This is a genomic window from Methyloversatilis sp. NSM2 (assembly GCF_038066675.1).
Lineage (GTDB): Bacteria > Pseudomonadota > Gammaproteobacteria > Burkholderiales > Rhodocyclaceae > Methyloversatilis > Methyloversatilis discipulorum_A.
Map to the genome: position 1 here is coordinate 97,327 of NZ_JBBUKV010000017.1, position 19,657 is coordinate 116,983.

The window sequence follows — 19,657 nt, forward strand, 5'->3', positions numbered from 1 at the left end:
CCGGCGTGGAGCCGCTGCTCTTCCTCGCCCATCGGCTGCCCTTTCCGCCCAACAAGGGCGACAAGATCCGCTCCTTCCACCTGCTGAAGCATCTGGCGCGTCGCCATGCGCTGCACGTCGGCACCTTCGTCGACGACCCGGCCGACCTGCCTCACCTGCCCGAACTGGCGGCGATGTGCGTGCAACTGCACACCGAAACCATCGCCCCGCGCAGCCGCAAACTGCTGTCGCTGCGCGCGCTGGCGACCGGCGAAGCGCTCAGCGTCGTCTACTACCGGTCGGCAGCGATGCAGCGCTGGGTCGATGACACCATCGCTCGTCACGGCATCACCAAGGCCGTCGTGTTCTGCTCGACCATGGCGCAGTACCTCGACCGCCATCCGCAGGTGCACCGCATCGTCGATCTGGTCGATGTCGATTCGGCCAAGTGGTCCGAGTACGCGCCGCGCCACCGCTGGCCGATGTCCTGGCTGTACCGGCGCGAAGCGCGCACGCTGCTCGATTTCGAGGCGGGCGTGGTTGCCGCCGCCGACCGCAGCCTGCTGGTTACGCCAGCCGAGGTGGCGCTGTTCGAATCGCTGGCGCCCGCGCTGAAGGGGCGCGTCGAGGCGCTGCCTAACGGCGTCGATGTCGACTTCTTCAACCCGGCGAACGCCGGCGCGAACCCGTACGCCTCGGGCGTGAAGCCGGTCGTGTTTACCGGTGCGATGGATTACTGGCCCAATATCGACGCCGCCTGCTGGTTCGCCAACGAGGTGATGCCGCGCATCCGTGCCGTCGAGCCGGCCGCGCATTTCTTCGTCGTCGGCATGAATCCGGCGCCTGCCGTGCGCGAACTGGAGAAGACCGGCTTCGTCACGGTGACCGGCCGCGTCGACAACGTGCGCCCCTGGGTCGCCCACGCTGCCTGCGCGGTGGCGCCGCTGCGCGTCGCGCGCGGCATCCAGAACAAGGTGCTGGAAGCGATGGCGCTGGCGCGGCCGGTGGTCGTCTGGCATACGCTGTCGGCCAGCCTCGACGCACAGCCGGGGCGCGATTTCCTCGCCGCCGACGCGGCCAGCTACGCCGAGCGCGTGCTGGCATTGTTCGATCCTGCTTACGCGCAGGCGATCGGCCAGGCTGCGCGTGCCCGGATCGAACGGGTCTACCGCTGGGACAGCGCGCTGGCCGCGCTCGATGCCTGGCTCGATGCGCCTGCTCCGGCGCGTTCAACCCAACACGGAAGCACACCCGATGTACAACCCGACGTCCTCCATGCCCGCGGCTGATACCGGACGCAGTGCTGCGTCCTGGCGGACGGCCGGGCCGGTATTCCTGCTGCTGTTCGCACTGCTGCTGTGGCTCTACTGGGGTACCGCCGTATCGATGGCGGAAATCTGGTGGCGATCGGAAACCTTCGCGCACGGCCTCATCGTGCCGCCCATCTTCCTCTGGCTGGTGTGGCGCAAGCGGGCGGCGCTGGCGGCACACGTGCCGCAGCCCAGCGCGTGGGGGCTGGCCGCGCTGGCCGCGTCGCTGGCTGGCTGGCTGGTGGCCGACGTCGCCGGCGTGCAGGTGGTGCGCCAGCTGGCCTTCGTCGCCAGCATTCCGTCGCTGGTCGTCGCCGTTCTCGGCTGGCGTGTCGCCTGGGTCATCGCCTACCCGCTGGCCTTCCTTTTCCTCGGCGTACCGATGGGCGAAGGCCTGATGGTGCCGCTGATGAACTACACGGCCGACTTCACCGTCGCGTCGCTGCAACTGCTCGGCTTCCCGGTCTATCGCGAAGGTACCTTCTTCGAACTGCCGTCCGGCAGCTGGTCGGTGATCGAGGCCTGCAGCGGACTGCGTTACCTGATCGCGTCGCTGACCGTCGGCGCGCTGTTCGCCTACCTGAGCTATCGCACGCTGTGGCGTCGCGCCGCCTTCATCGTCGCGTCCTTCGTCGTGCCCATCATTGCCAACGGCTTCCGCGCGTTGATGATCGTGCTGCTCGCGCACTATTCGGACATGAAGCTGGCGACTGGTGTAGACCACATCATCTACGGCTGGGTGTTCTTCGGCGTCATCATGCTGCTGCTGTTCTGGGTCGGCTCGTTCTGGCAGGAGAAGGAAGCCGACGATGTCGCACCCGACGCCGGCTCGGTCGCGCTGCGGCCGGTATCGATGCTGCGCACCGCGCTGACGGCGGCTGCGGCGGCGCTCGTGCTGCTGCTGCCGCCGCTCTACGCGGCGCAACTGGCGCAGCGCGAACTGCCAGCGTCGCCGCAACTGGCGCTGCCGGCCGAACCGGGCGACGGCTGGGCGCTCGATGCCCGACCGGCGCTGACCGACTGGCGGCCCACCTTCCAGAACCCGGACCGCGAGCGCTCCGTGCAGTACCGTCGCGGCGACGAGGTCGTGGCCGTTCACCTGGCCTGGTACGGTCGCCAGCGACAGGACGCCGAACTGATCAATTCGCGCAACTTCATGATCCGGCAGGAGCACGACACGTGGTCCAACGTCGGCGAGCGCGTGATCGACACGTCGGCGCACCCGGTGCGCGAGACGCGCCTGCGATCGACCGCGCTGCGCCTGCTGATTCACGACTGGTTTGTCGTCGGCGGTGAGCCCACCGTCAGCAGCGTGCGCGCCAAGCTCATGTTCGCCCGGTCCTTGCTGCTCGACGGCGAGGACAGCGGCTACGCCGTGGTGCTGTGGACGCCGCAGCAGGGCGAGGATCCGGCGGCGCGCGCGCGGCTGGCCGCATTCGCCGCCGTGATCGAACCGCACCTGGGCAAGGCGACTGCGCCGTGAAGCGGGTCGTTCACGTGGTGCATCATTTCGGCACCGGCGGCATGGAGAACGGGATGGTGAACCTGTTCAACAACTTTCCGCCAGGTGATTTCGAGCACCACGTGGTCTGTCTGCAGGGCTACTCGCACTTCGTCGAGCGCATCCGCGACGGGAGGGTCACCTTCCACGACGTGAAGAAGGCACCGGGCAAGGACCCGGCGCACTACCTGCGACTGTGGAAGATGCTGCGTGCGCTGCGTCCCGACATCCTGCACACGCGCAATCTGTCGGCGCTGGAAGCGGTGCTGATCGGCTGGCTGGCCGGCGTGCCGGTGCGCATCCACGGCGAGCACGGACGCGACGTGTTCGACCTCGACGGCAGCAACACGCGCTACAACCGGCTGCGCCGGCTGGTGCGTCCCTTCGTCCACCGCTATCTGACGGTCAGTCGCGATCTGCAGAACTGGCTGCGCGAAGCCATCGGCGTCGATGCAGCGCGCGTTACGCAGATCTACAACGGGGTGGACAAGCAGCGCTTCCGGCCGCGTGTCGATGCCTCACGGAATGTCTTGCCCGAGACCTTTCGCGGTGACGCCTTCGTGATTGGCAGCGTCGGCCGCATGGTCGGCGTGAAGGACTACCCGACCCTGGTGCGCGCTTTCATCGACGCTGCGCGGCAGCCGGGTGGCGAGCGCCTGCGCCTGGTCATCGTCGGCGACGGCGGCGAGCGCGCCGGCTGCCAGGCGCTGCTGGACGAAGCCGGAGTGGCCGACCGCGCCTGGCTCACTGGCGAGCGCAAGGACATTCCGGAGCTGATGCAGGCCTTCGACCTGTTCGTGCTGCCGTCGCTGGGCGAAGGCATTTCCAACACCATCCTCGAAGCGATGGCCTGTGGTCTGCCCATCGTGTCCACTGCGGTCGGCGGCACGCCGGAACTGGTGGACGACGGCATCAACGGTCGGCTGTTCGTGCCCGGCGACGTCGCGGCGCTGTCGGCCTGCGTGCAGGAATACGCATCCGATGCGGCGCTGCGGGATGCGCACGGAAGTGCATCACGGCAGAAAATCGAGGCCTCCTTTAGCATTGAAGCCATGGTTGCCGCGTATCGCGACGCCTATCTTGCGCTGTCCGCGAAGCAAGGTCGCCCCGGCAGCTCCACCACCTGACAGGATTTCCCGCATGTGCGGTTTCGTTGGCATTTTCGACACGCGCAACCGGCGTGATGTAGGTCGCGACGTGCTGCACCGGATGAACGAGGCACAGCATCACCGCGGTCCGGACGAGGGCGATCTGCATCTCGAACCCGGCGTCGGTCTCGGTCACCGCCGGCTGTCCATCATCGACGTGGCGAGCGGTCAGCAGCCGCTGGCCAACGAGGACGGTTCGGTCATCGTCGTGTTCAACGGCGAGATCTACAACTTCCAGTCGCTGATTCCGGAGCTGACCGCGCTCGGCCACACCTTCCGCACGCGCAGCGACACCGAAGTGATCGTGCACGCCTGGGAGCAGTGGGGCGAAGCCTGCGTCGAGCGTTTCCGCGGCATGTTCGCGTTCGCGCTGTTCGATCGCAATCAGGACGTGCTTTTACTCGCGCGCGACCGCCTTGGCGTGAAGCCGCTGTTCTATTCGCTGCTGCCTGACGGCCAGCTCATCTTCGGCTCCGAGCTGAAGGCGCTGACCGCGCACGGCGGCCTGAATCTCGATCTCGATCCGCTGGCGGTCGAAGAGTATTTCGCGCTCGGCTACGTGGCTGACCCGCGCACCATCTACCGCCACGCCTTCAAGCTGGAACCGGCACACAGCCTGCGCATCCGCCGCGGCGAGACGCCGCCGGCGCCGCGCCGCTACTGGGACGTCGACTTCGGCCAGGTCGAACAGATCGACGAGGTGCAGGCCGAGGAAGAACTGATCCGCCGGCTGCGCGAATCGGTCAGCCTGCGCATGATTTCCGAAGTGCCGCTGGGCGCCTTCCTGTCCGGCGGCGTCGATTCGTCGGCGGTGGTCGCGATGATGGCGCAGTCCTCCGACACGCCGGTGAACACCTGTGCGATCGCCTTCGACGATCCGGCCTTCGACGAATCGAAGTTCGCACAGCAGGTGGCCGACCGCTACCGCACCAACCACCGCGTCGAAATGGTGGCGTCCGACGACTTCGACCTGATCGACACGCTGGCCTGGCTGTATGACGAGCCCTATGCCGACAGTTCTGCGCTGCCGACCTACCGCGTGTGCCAGCTGGCGCGCAAGCACGTGACCGTGGCGCTGTCCGGCGACGGCGGCGACGAAAGCTTCGGCGGCTATCGCCGCTATCGCATGCACCTGATGGAAGAGCGCCTGCGTTCGCGCCTGCCGCTGGGCGTGCGCAAGCCGCTGTTCGGCACGCTGGGCCAGATCTATCCGAAGGCCGACTGGGCGCCGCGTGTGTTCCGCGCCAAGAGCACCTTCGAATCGCTGGCGCGCACTTCGGTGGAAGCCTATTTCCACTCGGTGTCCATCCTGCGCGATCCGATGCGCGCCCAGCTGTTCAGTCCGCGGATGAAGGCGGCGCTCGGTGGCTACAACGCGGTCGAGGTGTTCCACCGCCACGCGGCGCGCCATACCTCGGACGAACCGCTGTCGCTGGTGCAGTACCTTGATCTGAACACCTATCTGGTCGGCGACATCAACACCAAGGTCGATCGCGCCAGCATGGCGCATTCGCTCGAAGTGCGCGAACCGCTGATGGACCATCCGCTGGTCGAATGGCTGGCTACGCTGCCGGCCTCGCTGAAGATACGTGGGCAGGAAGGCAAGTACCTGCTGAAGAAATCGCTCGAACCGCATCTGCCGCACGACATCATGTACCGGCCGAAGATGGGCTTTTCGGTGCCGCTGGCACGCTGGTTCCGTGGCCCGCTGAAACAGCGCGTGCGCGATGCCGTGCTCGGCAGCCGTCTGGCCGACACCGGCTGGTTCAACCGCCCCTATCTCGAACACCTGGTCGACGCGCACCAGTCCGGCCTGCGCGACTACAGCGCGTCGCTGTGGACCCTGCTCATGTTCGACGCCTTCCTGCGCAACCAGGAAGCGTCGGCCATCCGTGCCGCCGCCTGAAAGAGACACCGATACCGATGCGCATCCTGCACGTACTGGATCACTCGATTCCGCTGCACAGCGGCTACACCTTCCGCACCGCCGCCATCCTGCGCGAGCAGCGCAAGCTCGGCTGGGACACGCACCACGTCACCAGCGTCAAACACACCGCGCCCGGCCCGCTGGTCGAGGAAGTCGATGGCCTCACCTTCCACCGCACGCCGTGGACGCCTGGCCCGATCGACCGTGTGCCGGTGTTGCGCGAGCGCGCACAGATGCGCGCGCTGGAAAAGCGTCTGCTCGAGGTGGCGACTGAACTGAAGCCGGACGTGATCCACGCGCATTCGCCGGTACTGAATGCCTTTCCGGCGCTGCTGGTCGGGCGCCGGCTGGATATTCCGGTCGTTTATGAAATCCGCGCCTTCTGGGAGGACGCGGCGGTCGACCACGGCACTACCACCGAAGGCAGCCTGCGCTACCGGGCGACGCGCGCGATGGAAACGCGCGCCGTGCATACGGTCGATGCGGTGACGACGATCTGCGAGGGCCTGCGGCGTGACCTGGTCGCGCGTGGCGTGCCGGAGTCGAAGATCACCGTCATCCCGAACGCGGTGGACATCGACAATTTCGCCTTCGGCGTGCCCGGCGACGATGCGCTGCGCGCCGAACTGGGTCTGACCGGCAAGCGGGTGCTCGGCTTCATCGGCTCCTTCTACGCCTACGAAGGTCTGGACCTGCTGCTGCGCGCGCTGCCGGCCATCCTTCAGCAGGCACCGGATGTCGCGCTGCTGCTGACCGGCGGTGGTCCGCAGGAAGAGAACCTGAAGAAGATGACGCAGGAACTCGGCCTGCAGGACCACGTGAAATTCACCGGTCGCGTGCCGCACGCCCAGGTGCAGCGCTACTACAGCCTGGTCGACGTGCTGGTCTATCCGCGCCATTCGATGCGTCTGACCGATTTGGTGACGCCGCTCAAGCCGCTTGAAGCGATGGCCCAGGGCCTGCTGCTGGTGGCGTCCGACGTTGGCGGTCACAAGGAGCTGATCCGCGACGGCGAGACCGGCATGCTGTTCCGTGCCGGCGACGCAGATGATCTGGCGCGCAGCGTGCTGCGTCTGCTGTCCATGCAGGACCGCTGGCCGCAGTTGCGTGAGGCGGGCCGTCGTTATGTCGAAACCGAACGCAACTGGACGAACTCGGTCGCGCGCTATCGCGACGTCTATGGCCGGCTGACCGGCCGTGCCGCTGCATGACGCAGGACGGGCCGCACATCGTCGTATTCTCGACGCTGTTCCCGAACAGTGCGCAGCCGCAGGCGGGCGTGTTCATCCGTGAGCGCATGTTCCGCGTAGGCGCACAGCTGCCGCTGACCGTGGTCGCGCCGGTGCCCTGGTTTCCGTTCCAGTCGCTGCTGCGTCTGATCCGGCCGCACTTCCGGCCAGACGTGCCGCGGGTCGAGGTGCAGCAGGGCGTCACGGTGCTGCATCCGCGCTTCCTGTCGGTGCCCGGCCTGTTCAAGAATCTCGACGGCGTGCTGCTGGCGCTCGGCGCGCGCGGCACGCTGGCGCGTCTGCGGCGCGAAGGGAAGCTGGATGTGCTCGACGCCCACTTCGGGTATCCCGATGGTCATGCGGCCAGTCTGCTGGCGCGCTGGCTGCGCGTGCCGTTCACGATCACGCTGCGCGGCACGGAAACCCGACACGCACGTACGCCGGGGCTGCGCGAACGCCTGCACGCCGCGCTCGAACGCGCCGACCGCGTGTTTTCGGTCTCCTCGTCGCTGGCTGACATCGCCGTCGGTCTGGGCATTGCCCGCGACAAGCTGCAGGTGGTGGGCAATGGCGTCGATACGCGCAAGTTCCATCCGGTCGACCGCGACGAGGCGCGGCGCGCGCTGGGCATTCCGGCCGACGCCACGGTGCTGATCAGCGTCGGCGGCCTGACCGAGCGCAAGGGCTTCCACCGTGTGATCGAGCTGCTGCCGGCGCTGCGCCGCGAAGTGCCGAAGCTGCAGTTGCTGGTTATCGGTGGCGCCAGCGCCGAAGGTGACTGGGGGCCGCAGCTCAGGCAACAGGTGCGCGAACTCGGGCTGGAGGACTGCGTGCGCTTTCTCGGCACGATGCCGCCGGAGGCGCTCAAGCAGCCGCTGTCGGCGGCCGATGTGTTCGTACTGGCGACGCGCAATGAAGGTTGGGCCAATGTGTTTCTCGAAGCGATGGCCTGCCGGCTGCCGGTCGTGACGACCGATGTCGGCGGCAATCGCGAAGTCGTCTGTCGCGACGAACTGGGTACCGTCGTACCCTTCGGCGACGCGGCCGCGTTGCAGACCGCGCTGTCCGCCGCGCTCGCGCGCGACTGGGACCGGGATGCCATCCTGGCCTATGCGCGGGACAATGAATGGGATGGACGCGTGGCCGCGCTGGTCACCGCGTTCAGGGCGCTGTACCGCAGCGGAGCGGTCGCCGCCACCGACGAAGGAGTCAGACGAGTTGGCTGAAGCATCGAAATGGGCGCACGTGCGCGAGCAGATCGAGTACCGGACCCTGCTCGCGTCCAAGTGGTGCGTGCAGCGCCTGCCGCGCGCAGCGGGCGCGCGCCGTCACGTGTTTGTCGCCGGCATGCAGCGTTCGGGCACCAATATGCTGATGGACCTGATCGAGCGCAGCATGCTGACCGACGTCTATCACGAGCGCGACCCGCGCGCTTTCGACAACTACATGATGCGCGAGCTGCCGGTGATCCGTCGGCTGGTCGAGCAGTCGCGCGCGCCGCACTTCGTCATCAAGTGCCTGTGCGAACTCGATCGCCTGCCGGCGCTGATGAGCGAGTTCCAGCCGTCGAAGGCCCTGTGGATCGTCCGCGAGTACCGTGACGCGGTGAATTCGGCGCTGGTGTCCTTCGGCCGCTTTTCGCAGCAGATCGACCGCATCGTGCGCGGCAAGGCCGATGGCGAGTGGTTCGCCGGCGGCATGTCGGACGACACGCTGCGTCTGGTGCGCGAGCTGTGGCGTCCCGACATGAATGAGGCGACCGCTGCCGCGCTGATCTGGTATTTCCGCAACCTGCTGTTCTTCCAGATGAAGCTGGACCGCAATCCGCGGGTGAAGCTGCTGTCCTACGAATCGCTGGTGACCCGTCCGGTCGAGGAGTGCGAAGCCGCCTTCCGCTTCATCGACCTGCCGTTCACACCCTTCATCACGCGCAAGGTGTTCGCCAGTTCGATCAGCAAGAAGGCGCCGCCGCCGGTCGAACCGGCCGTTGCCCAGCTGTGCGACGAACTGATGGCGCGCTTTGCCGCCGTGCGGGGGACGCATGCCTGATCTGCGCACCCGTCTGGTGTCTGGCCTCGTCTTTCCGCTGCAGGAAAGACTGAAGAAGCACAGCACGGTCGCTGACCGCCGCGCGATGGAGGATAGCCAGTGGTGGCCGCGCGAGCGGCTGGAAGCGCTGCGCGTGCAGCGGCTGCGCGCGCTGCTGACGCATGCGGCTGCACACGTTCCCTACTACCGCGACCTGTTCGCGCGCATCGGCTTCGATCCTGCTGCGATGTCCAGCCTGACCGATCTGCAGCGCCTGCCCTTCCTCGACAAGCCGCTGATCCGTGCCCACACCGATGCGCTGAAGGCCGATGACGCACGTGGTCTGGCGCGTTTCAACACCGGCGGGTCGAGCGGCGTGCCGCTCATCTTCTACATCGGTCTCGAACGCGTCAGCCGCGACGTCGCCGCCAAATGGCGGGCCACCCGCTGGTGGGGCGTCGATATCGGTGACCCGGAGATCGTGCTGTGGGGCAGCCCGATCGAACTGGGCGCGCAGGACCGCGTGCGTCTGCTGCGCGATCGCCTGATGCGTACCCGGCTGCTGCCGGCTTTCGAAATGTCCGACGCGAAGGTCGATGGCTTCATCGACGAAATTCGCACGCTGCGGCCGAGGATGCTGTTCGGCTATCCGTCGGCGTTCGCCCACATCGCCCGCCACGCGCAACGACAGGGTGTGCGCATGGACGATCTCGGCATCAAGGTGGTGTTCGTCACGTCGGAGCGGCTGTACGACCACCAGCGCACGCTGATCGAGCAGAGTTTCGGCGCGCCGGTGGCCAACGGCTACGGCGGGCGTGACGCCGGCTTCATCGCCCACCAGTGTCCGTCCGGCTCGCTGCACATCACGGCCGAGGACCTCATCGTAGAAATCGTCGACCGCGAAGGTCGGGTGCTGCCGCCGGGCGAGTCCGGCGAGATTGTCGTCACCCATCTGGCCACCCGTGATTTCCCCTTCGTGCGCTACCGCACCGGCGACGTCGGTGTACTGGCGGCGCCAGACGATGCGCCCTGTGCCTGCGGCCGCACGCTGCCGGTACTGAAGGAAGTGCAGGGCCGCAGTACCGACTTCATCGTTGCCCGGGACGGCACGGTGATGCACGGTCTGGCCTTGATCTACATCGTGCGCGACATGCCCGGCGTGGCCGGCTTCCGCATCGAGCAGGAAAGCCTCGATCTCACCCGCGTCAAGGTGGTCACCGAGCCCGGCTTCCCGGCCGACGGCGATGCACGCATCCGTGTCGGCATGAAGGCGCGGCTCGGCGAATCGGTCGAGGTCGTGGTCGAGCACGTCGCGCAGATCGCGGCCGAAGGCTCGGGCAAGTTCCGCTACGTCGTCAGCAAGGTGGCTGCATGATCGAGGTGACGCGCCGTGCGTGACATCGTCGTCACCATTGCCGTATTCGGCATGCTGCCCTTCATCCTGCGCTCGCCGTGGATAGGCATCCTTGTATTCACTTGGCTCAGCCTGATGAACCCGCACCGGCTGGCCTATGGTTTTTCGCTGAGCTTTCCGTTCGCGATGATCGTGGCGCTGACCACGCTGGTGTCGCTGATGTTCTCGAAAGAGATCAAGAAGATCATCTGGACGCGGGAGAGCATCATTCTCGCGATGTTCGTCATCTGGATGTGCATCACGACGACGCAGGCGATCTACCCGGCCGACGCGCAGATCCAGTTGGACAAGGTGCTGAAGATCCAGCTGATGATTTTCGTCGCCCTGATGATGATGCGCAGTTTCGACCGCATCGAGGCGCTGGTCTGGGTGTCGGCAGCGTCCATCGGCTTCTACGGCTTCAAGGGCGGCATCTTCACCATCCTGCGCGGCGGCGTGTTCCGCGTGCAGGGTCCGCAAGGCACCTTCATCGGCGGCAATAACGAGATCGGTCTGGCGCTGGCGATGACGGTGCCGCTGCTCTACTTCATGCGTTCGCGGGCGGCCAATCCGCTGCTCAAGGCCTTCCTGACCACCTGGGTGGTGCTGACCGCCTTTGCGGCGATCGGCACGCAATCGCGTGGCGCGCTGCTGGGCATGGCGTCGATGACGGTCTTTATCTGGCTGAACAGTCGCAAGAAGATACAAACCGCCATCCTGCTGGCCGTGACCGGCTACGCGATCGCCAACTTCATGCCTCAGTCCTGGTACGACCGCATGGGTACGATCGAGACGCACGAGGAGGACAAGTCTGCACAGGGGCGGGTCAACGCCTGGTGGACCAGCTTCAACATGGCGAACGACCGCATTTTCGGCGGCGGTTTCGAGTGCTGGAAGCGACAGGTATTCGCGATGTATGCACCTGATCCGACGAACGTGCGCGACGTTCACAGCGTCGTGTTCGAAGTGCTGGGCGAACACGGTTACATCGGGCTCGGGCTGTTCTTTGCCCTGGGGCTGTGCACCTGGCTCAGTGCAGGCTGGAGCGCCCGCCGGGCGCGCAAGATGCCCGACATCGCCTGGGTGGCGGACATGATGCGCATGGTCCAGGTGAGTCTCATCGCCTACGCGACCGCCGGCCTCTTCCTCGGTCTGGCCTATTTCGATTACTACTACACCCTCATCGTGATCGTCGTCGCCACGACCTGGCTGATCCGCCGGCGCATCGCAGGCCTGCCCGACGCCGACTGGGCCCGCGCGCGGCCGGCCGGTCTGTTCGCCGGTGGCCGCATTCCACGGCTGTGGCCCTGGAAGCCGAAACCGCAACCGGCCCAGCCCGGTGCTCCGGGTTGAGAACGGGAGTCCCTGCATGGATCTGATGGAGGCCTGGCGCACCCTGCGCCGACGTCTGAACAGACGCGCGATCGGCGAAGCGCAACTGATGAAGCGCTATCAGAAGGTGCACGGGCGCCCATTCGACCCGGCACGCGTCGAGCGCTTCACCGAAAAGGTGCTGCAGCGCATGCTGGTCGTGAACAGGCACGGCAATGCACTCTATTCACGCCTCAGCGACAAGTTCGCGGTGCGCGACTATGTGCGCGAGAAGGTTGGCGACGCTCATCTGGTCGATCTGATCTGGTCGGGCACCGACCCGCGGCGCATTCCTTTCGACCGCCTGCCGCCGAAGTGCGTCATCAAGACGAACAATGGCTCCGGCGGCAACATCCTGATCGACGGCGCGTTCGACCGCGATGAAATCATCGCGCGGCTGACGGAGTGGCTGGGCAAGGACTACTACTGGATCGACCACGAGTATCACTACGCGAAGATCAAGCCGCGCGTCGTGATCGAGGCCTATCTCGACGATGGTCAGGAAAACGGCCCTCTGGATTACAAGCTGTGGTGTTTCGACGGCGTGCCGCAGCTCGTGCAGGTCGACGACTGCCGGCATGGCATCAACGCCTTCTACGATCGCGACTGGACATTGCTGCCCTTCCGCTACCGCGACAACCAGAAGGACTTCGACATGCCGCGCCCGGCCAATCTCGACCGGCTGCTCGAAGTCGGCGCCCGTCTCGCCGAAGGTTTCGATTTCGTCCGCGTCGATCTGTACAACGTGCACGGACAGGTCTATTTCGGCGAAATGACCTTCACGCCGCTGGGTGGTCGCATGCGCTTCCGTCCGGACGAATGGGACCTGACCGTCGGGCGCTTCTGGCAACAGGCGAACTGATCAGCGGCTCGGTATCAGCGTTTCAGGTCGCGCGTGTGTTCCACCGTCTGCCGCATCACCGCCGCCCAAGAGAAATCCCGATGTGCCCGCGTTTCGGCACGGGCGGCGCAGGCCGCACCGAAGCCGGTTGCCGGGTCGAGCAGCGTGAACAGCGCTTCAGTCACCGCGGGCAGTGAATTGCCGTCGCAGCGCAGGCCGGTTTCGCCGTCGAGCACGGCCGAGCCGGTGCCGCCGGCCATGCCGGTCAGCGAGGTCCGGCCGCAGGCCGCCGCCTCGATATAGACCATGCCGAAACCTTCGGTGTCGGCACCGATGTCGCGGTTGGGCATCGCGAACAGGTCGCTTGCCGCGTACCACAGCGGCAGATCGTCGGCGCTGACGCCGCCGAGCAGGTGGATGCGTTCCGGCATTTCCGACGCGGCGCGGATGCCGGCAAGATACTCGGCGTCCTCGCCCTTGCCGATCACCGCGTGATGCACGTCCAGCCCGCGGCGCACCAGTTCCGGCACCGACTGCATCACGTAGTCGAAACCCTTGCGCCGCGACAGCCGGCCGACCGACAGGATGAGTTTGGCTTCCGGCTTCAGGCCGAGCGAGGCGCGCAGCTTCGAGCCATCCAGCCCCGGGCGGAAGCGCTCGGTGTCCACACCCGGATTGATGATGACCACACGTTCAGGCTGCACGCCCATGTCGAGCAGAAGACCGCGGGTGAATTCGCTGTTGGCGATCACCAGCTGCGCGCCGCAATACGCCTCGCGCATCGCCTTGACCCGACGCGGCTGGCGCCAGGTGGTGATTTCCTCGCCGTGCGCGTAGATGACGACCGGCAGACGCAGCAATCTGCCTGCGCGCACGGCGACCAGACCTTCGGGCAGCACGCGGCCAGCGTGGATCTGGGTGACCGGATGACGCCAGCCCACGCTCAGCGTCTTCAGGAAGAACTCCAGATAGACCGGAAGGGATTCCGGCCTCAGCCACGGATAGCGCTTGAGCCCGAGACGATGGATGGTGTTCGGGCTGGCGCGGTCGTGCTCTTCCGCACCCGGCACGTCGGCGGTCAGGATGTGCGTGCCGGCGCCGCCCATGCGGCGGTACACCTCGTCGAACCACACCGCCGTCCCGCCCTTGGTGGGCTGGAACAGTTCGGTGATGACCAGGAATCGTGCGTCGGGCGTGTTCATCGCCTCACCCGTCCAGTCGCGCATTCGGATGCGCGGCCAGCCAGTGTTCGAGCATCATCAGCACCCAGATCATCACGCCATAGTAGGAGGCGTGTTCGCTGCGGTGGCGCTCCAGCAGATGCTTGACGAAGGCGGGCTGCACGACGCCGCGCTGCGCCAGCGCGTCCAGCGCGTCGTGTGCCATGCGGCTGAGCTGCGGGTCCTGCTGCATCCACAGGCCGAAGGGCAGACCGAAGCCGTGCTTGGATTTGGTGATCGTCGCCTGCGGCAGGAAGTCCTTCAGTGCGTCCTTGAAGAACCAGCGCAGCTGGCCATTGCGCACCTTGTAGTCGGCCGGCAGCATGGCCGAGAAGTCCAGCAGCCGCTCGTCGAGCAGCGGGTAATGCACCTCGATGTCGGCCAGTTCGCACATGCGCGACACCTTGCGCAGATCGCTGTCGGCCAGCGTCTGCTTCAGGTCCAGATGCATCATGCGGTTGACCATCGCCTGCGATCGCGTGCGGCCGTACACCTCGCGCGCGATCGCGCGCGGGTGATCCGGGTCGATGCCGCGCAGCAGCCGCTCGGGCAGGATGCGCGATGCACCCTCGCGTTCGACGTGGTTGAACACTTCCATCCGGTCCGGCAGCGGAATGCTCGCGCGCTGCACGTAGTTGCGACCCTTGCGCAGCACGCCGACCGCCAGCGCGTCGGGCAGATGGCCGAGCACGCCATTCAGCAGCGCGCGCAGCGGCGCCGGCATACGGCCGTAGCGCTCGAACACTTCCTGATCTGCATAGCGCGCATTGCCGCCGAAGATCTCGTCGCCACCGTCGCCGGCCAGCATCAGCGTGCGGCCGTCGGCGCGCGCCATGCGGGCGCAGAAATAGGTCGGCACCGCCGAAGCGTTGCCGAAGGGTTCGTCGTAGATGGCGGCGATCTTCGGGATCGCTTCGGCAACGTCGGCCGGGGTGACGTAGTACTCGTGGGCGGTGCAGCCGAAATGACCGGCGGCGATGCGCGCAAATTCCATCTCGTCGAAGCCGTCGGCGTCGAAGCCAATGGAATAGGTGTCTGGGCCTCGACCGGCAACACGGGCCATCATGCCGGCGACGGTCGAACTGTCGGTGCCGCCGCTGAGAAAGGCGCCGACGCTGTCGCGGGTGGTCGCGTCGCGCACCGACGCTTCGAGCAGTTCGCGGAACTGCGCCGCGTAGCGGGCGTAGTCGTCGGGCGTGTCGTCGGCGTAGGGCATGCTCCAGTAGAAGCCGGTGCGCAGAGCGCCGTCGCGCAGATGCACGTATTGCGCCGGCAGCAGCTTGAATACGTCGCGGTAGATGGTGGCCGGCGCCGGCACCATGTGGCAGTAGAGGTAGTCGTACAGCGACTGCGGATCGATCGCCGGGCGCACCGCCGGGTGCGCGGTCACCGCGTCGGTCGTTGCACCGAACACCAGCGTGCTGCCGCGCAGCGCGTAGCACAGCTCCTGCGCGCCGACGCGATCGATGGCGAGCAGTGCTTCGTGCCGTGCGCCGTCGACCAACGCGAGCGAGAAGCGTCCGTGCAGCGATTCGAGCAATGCCGGGCCGCGCTCGCGCCAGGCCTGCAGCAGGGACTGCGCCATGCCGGTGTGCGCGGCGCGCGCGGCCAGCTCGGCGTCCGCCCACGACGGCTTGCCGGCCAGCGCCAGCAGCAGGTCGCCGTCCTTGCACACTTCCGTATCGCCGGGACGGGCGCGCACCGCCACCGCGGCGCGGCCGCCGAGACGGAACTGCACGCCGGCATCGGACAGACCACCGAGCCGCTCGGCCATGCTGCCGATCAGCCCGGTGCGATCGTCGAGCGGTGCATTGGGCGGATTCGGGCCGTCAAGCCAGCCGCAGATCTTGCTCATCGTTCTTCCTTTTCAGTGCGGACGCACTCGCTGGTGCCGTTTGCGCGGTACGTCTTCATCGTTGTGCTCCAACCAGGCGGTCATACAGCCGGCTGTATCCCTGTGCGACGCTGTTAAGCGAGAACTGCTCTTCGGCGATGCGCCGGCCGTTCTCGCCCAAGGCGCGGCCGGCCGGTGACAGGCCGCTGCAGACGGCCAGCGCCAGCGCCTGCGGATCATCCGGCGAATAGGTGTAACCGGTGCGGCCATGCTGCACCAGATCGCGGGTGCCGCTCACGTCGGCCGCGACGCAGGGCAGGCCGCTGGCCATCGCTTCCAGTACCACGTTGGGCAGGCCTTCGCGATGCGACGGCAGCACCAGCAGGTCGGCGGCGCGCAGATAGCGCTCGACGTCGGCACTGCGCGGCCGCAGCATGAAACGCTGTGGCGCCTGCCTGCCGAGTGCGTTGAGGCGGGCGATCAGTTCGCCGTTCGGGTCCTCACGGCTCTGCGGGCCGACGGCGACCAGCAGCGCGCCGGTGCCGAAGGCGTCCTGCTGCACCCACTGCGTGGCCAGCCATTCGATGTTCTTGCGCGCGTCCATCACACCGGCGTACAGCGCCACCGGCACGTCGGCCGGCAGCCCGAGCTCACTGCGCAGCGCCGTGCGGGCGTCGGCGTCGGCCGGGTGAAAGAGTGCGGTGTCAACGCCGTTCGGCAGATAGTGAATGCGCTCGGCCGGCAGTCCGCAGTCGTTGAATTCGCGTACCAGATCGCGGCTGATCGCGACGCAGGCGTCGACCTGCCGCAGCAGCGCTCGGTGCAGCCGACCGCTCAGCGTGCGGCCGATGTCGTGCAGATCGTCGTTGGCCAGACTGGCCTTGACGATGGACTTCAGACCGGCGGCACGGGCCAGCGGACCGACGATGGCGTTCGTGTAATAGGCGCCATGGCTGTGCAGCACGTCGAACTCGTGGCGGCGGCGCCATACATAGGCGCACAGATTGGCCCACAGCCGCAGTTCGCGATGCTTCACGCCGCGCCCGGCATACAGGCGGGTGACCGGGAAGCCATCCACCGTGTCGTGCTCGGGCAGGTCGCGCCAGCGTACCGTCACGAATTCGACATGATGGCCGATCCTCCGCAACTGCCGCGCCAGCATCAGCGCCTGCTGCGCCGCGCCGCTGAACTCGGGCGGGAAATAGGTCGAGTACATGAGCACGCGCAGCGGCCGCGCCGCAGCCAGACTGGCGGGCGTGAGGTCCTGCTGGGACGGTGTGCTCGATGCGCTGTGCAGGCTCATGCGGGCCGGAGGCGGTCGGGTGCGTAATGGGCGCCTACTGTAGCCGAGCCTGTGCCCCGGCGACGAGGGAAGATGCCGCACTGCAGGGTGTTCGCCCGGTCAGCTGTCGTGCCGCGCCCGCCACGCCGCGAGGTTGATCAGCCCCCATACGCGGTGGGCGGCGCCTACGTCTCCGGCGATGAAGCGATCGCGCCAGCGGACCACTTCTGCCGGATCGAGGCCGGTTCGTTCGATGGCGCCCGCGTCGCCCAGATGGCGTCGCACCATGCGATGGTCGTGGCCGCGCAGCAGCGCGACGAGGTCGATATTGAAGCCGCGCTTCGGTGTATCCCAGATCGCCTCGGGCACGTGCCGCGCCAGCAGGTCGCGCAACAGCCGTTTTTCGCGTCCTGCCTGCCAGCACCACGCCTCCGGCATCGCTTGCAGCAGGCGGCTGACGTCGGCGGCGCCGAACGGGTGCTCGACACGCAAGCCGGTCGCCAGCGCGGCCTGACGGATGCGGTCGTCCGGCTGCGCCTCGCCCTGCAGCACCGACAGGCGCTGCAGATGCGAACTGCCGGCCAGCGCCTCGTGCTCGCGGTAGAAGCGGGTACCGGACAGATCAGCCGCGCGACCGGTCAGGCGGGCGATGTCGGCGGTGTTGAAGCCGTTCCAGCGGATGAACAGGTCCTGCGCCACGTCGAAGCGGAACATCCGCGCGTAGCCGTCGATCAGCGGCAGTGCCTGCACGGTGCCGGCGATGGCGCGGCGCAGCGGCGCCGGGACGCGGGCCACGTGATCGTGGGCGATGCGTCGCCAGCGCGCCGGCATCAGTCCGGCCAGTGCTTCGGCGCCGGTGCCGTCGAGCGCGCGGTCGGACTGCTGCGCGCATGCCTCGTACAGCAGCCGCGTCGGCATGCCGGCGGGGTCGCAGTAGGGCTGTTCGGCCTGCGCGTGCGCCCGCTCGAACACGGCTTCCAGTGCGTCGAGGTCGGGGCGCAGCACGTGGTGGCGCAGGCCGAGGTGGCCGGCGATGCGCGCCGCGGTGGCGGATTCGTCCAGCGTTGCGTCGTCGAAGCCGACCGACCACGCCTCGATCGCGTGACCGCCGTGCCGGGCCAGTGCGCACAGCAGGGCCGAATCGACGCCGCCGCTGAGGAAGGCGGCCGGCGCGCGCGCGCCGTCCAGCCGGCGAGCGATGGCGGCCAGCAGACGGTCGTGGATGTCGTCGCAGGCGGCGTCGTAGCTGGCCGGCAAAGGCGGCGCTGCCGCATGCGGCAGCGCGCGTACGCCGCCGCTGTCGAACAACAGCGCCGCACCCGCTTCGAGCGCATAGACGCCGTCATGAATCGTGTTCGGCGCAGCGATGTCGAGAAAGCGCAGGAACTCGTCGAGCCCGCGCGGCGACATGCCGGGCCGGGTCGGTAGTTGTGCGAGCAGGGTGTCGAGACCGGTGGCGAAATGCAGGCAGCCCTGCGCGTCACGGTGCCAGAACAGCGACACCGAGCCGGCCGGGTCGCGCGCCAGCAGCAGGCGGCGTTGTGCGCGGTCGCAGGCCGCCAGCGCGTAACGGCCGTCGGCGTCCGGAGCGACGCCGTCACGCAGCGGGTCGTTCAGCGTCTGGCCGCGGAACAGCTCGCCGGCGAGATGCAGATCCGCCGCTGCCGCTGGCGGCCGGGACCATTCCGGCGACAGCGTCAGTTGGCCGCTGCGCGGATCGAAACGTCCGTGCGCTGTCGCGTTCATGCCGATACCGCCCGGAGCCACTGACGCAGCGCGGTCAGCGGGTGACCGGCGGACAGCGATTGCCGCGCCAGCGAGCGCAGTTCGCGCCGGCGCAGCGCATCGATGCGCGCCTTGAGATGCTGTGCCTGCGGCCATTGCGCGAGGCGTCCAAGCACGTCGATGTAGGCATGCTGCATCGCCGTGGTGTCGCGCGACAGATTGCTGTCATGACGGCGGCGCAGCAGCGCCAGGCCCGGATGCCACAGCAGCGGGACACGTGCGGCGCAGCGCAGCCACAGGTCGAGATCCTCGACCAGCGCGAGCGAGCTGTCGAAACCGCCGAGCGCCTCGAAGGCGTGGCGTCGCATCACGACGCTGCCGGTAGTGACGAAGTCGGCGTCGAGCAGCTTGTCGAGCGGATCGATCACCCGCGCCGCGTCGCCAAAGAAATTGGTGTCCAGACCGCCCTGCTCGAACAGCGTCCGTGCGTGTGGCCGAGTCGTGCCGTCGCCGGCGTCGTCGAACTGGCGGCAGTCGCCGAACACCATCGCCGCATCGGGCGTCGCTTCCAGCAGCGCGAGTCGCGCTGGCAGGCTGTCGGCCGGCCACAGGTCGTCGGCGTCGAGGAAGGCGACGAACTCGCCGCTGCTCGCGGCTACGCCGGCATTGCGTGCGGCGGCGGGTCCGGGCGCCGGGCTGTCGATGACGCGGGCACCGGCTGCGCGGGCGATGTCCGCGGTGTCGTCGCTGCAGTGGTTGGCGACGACGATGATGTCGGGTGCGGAAGACAGCGGCTGGGCCTGCACGCTGGCGACCGCATCGGCGATCCAGCGGGCCGCGTTATGCGCCGGGATGACGACGCTCAGCAT

General features: G+C 67.5%; 15 protein-coding genes. 10 read left to right on the top strand and 5 right to left on the bottom strand.

Annotated features, from left to right (window positions below):
* The first annotated feature begins 5 nt into the window (after positions 1 to 5).
* The 10 genes from WJU27_RS19380 to WJU27_RS19425 are packed head-to-tail and all read left to right on the top strand — an operon-like array spanning position 6 to position 12,748.
* Positions 6 to 1,268 (top strand): TIGR03087 family PEP-CTERM/XrtA system glycosyltransferase, encoded by a 1,263-nt coding sequence (locus WJU27_RS19380; protein WP_341423140.1) that lies wholly within the window; start codon positions 6 to 8, stop codon positions 1,266 to 1,268.
* Positions 1,255 to 2,772, top strand: a complete 1,518-nt coding sequence (gene xrtA / locus WJU27_RS19385) for an exosortase A (protein WP_341423141.1) — start codon at positions 1,255 to 1,257, stop codon at positions 2,770 to 2,772. The genes WJU27_RS19380 and xrtA overlap by 14 nt, the downstream gene beginning before the upstream one ends.
* A complete protein-coding gene (locus WJU27_RS19390) occupies positions 2,769 to 3,917 on the top strand; it encodes a TIGR03088 family PEP-CTERM/XrtA system glycosyltransferase (RefSeq protein WP_341423142.1) in 1,149 nt (382 codons plus the stop codon). The genes xrtA and WJU27_RS19390 overlap by 4 nt, the downstream gene beginning before the upstream one ends.
* 13 nt (positions 3,918 to 3,930) lie before the next feature.
* On the top strand, positions 3,931 to 5,844 hold the full coding sequence (locus WJU27_RS19395; protein ID WP_341423143.1) for an XrtA/PEP-CTERM system amidotransferase: 1,914 nt from the start codon (positions 3,931 to 3,933) through the stop codon (positions 5,842 to 5,844).
* 17 nt (positions 5,845 to 5,861) lie between these two features.
* Entirely contained in the window at positions 5,862 to 7,076 is a 1,215-nt protein-coding gene (locus tag WJU27_RS19400) for a TIGR04063 family PEP-CTERM/XrtA system glycosyltransferase (protein WP_341423144.1), read from the top strand.
* Complete coding sequence (locus WJU27_RS19405) at positions 7,073 to 8,320, top strand: glycosyltransferase (protein ID WP_341423145.1); 1,248 nt, start codon at positions 7,073 to 7,075, stop codon at positions 8,318 to 8,320. The genes WJU27_RS19400 and WJU27_RS19405 overlap by 4 nt, the downstream gene beginning before the upstream one ends.
* Entirely contained in the window at positions 8,313 to 9,143 is an 831-nt protein-coding gene (locus WJU27_RS19410; protein ID WP_296813232.1) for a sulfotransferase domain-containing protein, read from the top strand. Before WJU27_RS19405 ends, WJU27_RS19410 begins: the two co-directional genes overlap by 8 nt.
* Positions 9,136 to 10,497: a phenylacetate--CoA ligase family protein gene (locus tag WJU27_RS19415; protein ID WP_296813233.1), complete on the top strand. Its 1,362-nt coding sequence runs from the start codon at positions 9,136 to 9,138 to the stop codon at positions 10,495 to 10,497. The genes WJU27_RS19410 and WJU27_RS19415 overlap by 8 nt, the downstream gene beginning before the upstream one ends.
* Positions 10,498 to 10,512: 15 nt before the next feature.
* Positions 10,513 to 11,868 carry a putative O-glycosylation ligase, exosortase A system-associated gene (locus tag WJU27_RS19420; protein ID WP_296813234.1) on the top strand — a complete coding sequence of 452 codons (1,356 nt, stop codon included), beginning with the start codon at positions 10,513 to 10,515 and terminating at the stop codon, positions 11,866 to 11,868.
* A 16-nt stretch (positions 11,869 to 11,884) separates the two neighbouring features.
* A complete protein-coding gene (locus WJU27_RS19425) occupies positions 11,885 to 12,748 on the top strand; it encodes an ATP-grasp fold amidoligase family protein (RefSeq protein WP_341423146.1) in 864 nt (287 codons plus the stop codon).
* Positions 12,749 to 12,762: 14 nt separating this feature from the next.
* Here WJU27_RS19425 and WJU27_RS19430 read toward each other — a convergent pair whose 3' ends face one another.
* From WJU27_RS19430 to WJU27_RS19450, 5 genes are all read right to left on the bottom strand, one after another.
* On the bottom strand, positions 12,763 to 13,953 hold the full coding sequence (locus tag WJU27_RS19430) for a glycosyltransferase family 4 protein (protein WP_445928445.1): 1,191 nt from the start codon (positions 13,951 to 13,953) through the stop codon (positions 12,763 to 12,765).
* Positions 13,934 to 15,802, bottom strand: coding sequence for an asparagine synthetase B family protein (locus tag WJU27_RS19435; RefSeq protein WP_341423148.1), 1,869 nt, complete (start codon positions 15,800 to 15,802; stop codon positions 13,934 to 13,936). Before WJU27_RS19435 ends, WJU27_RS19430 begins: the two co-directional genes overlap by 20 nt.
* 55 nt (positions 15,803 to 15,857) lie before the next feature.
* Positions 15,858 to 17,084, bottom strand: coding sequence for a glycosyltransferase family 4 protein (locus tag WJU27_RS19440; protein WP_020165878.1), 1,227 nt, complete (start codon positions 17,082 to 17,084; stop codon positions 15,858 to 15,860).
* A gap of 99 nt (positions 17,085 to 17,183) precedes the next feature.
* Positions 17,184 to 18,809 (bottom strand): asparagine synthetase B family protein, encoded by a 1,626-nt coding sequence (locus WJU27_RS19445; protein WP_341423149.1) that lies wholly within the window; start codon positions 18,807 to 18,809, stop codon positions 17,184 to 17,186.
* Positions 18,806 to 19,657 (bottom strand): glycosyltransferase family 2 protein, encoded by an 852-nt coding sequence (locus WJU27_RS19450; RefSeq protein WP_341423150.1) that lies wholly within the window; start codon positions 19,655 to 19,657, stop codon positions 18,806 to 18,808. Before WJU27_RS19450 ends, WJU27_RS19445 begins: the two co-directional genes overlap by 4 nt.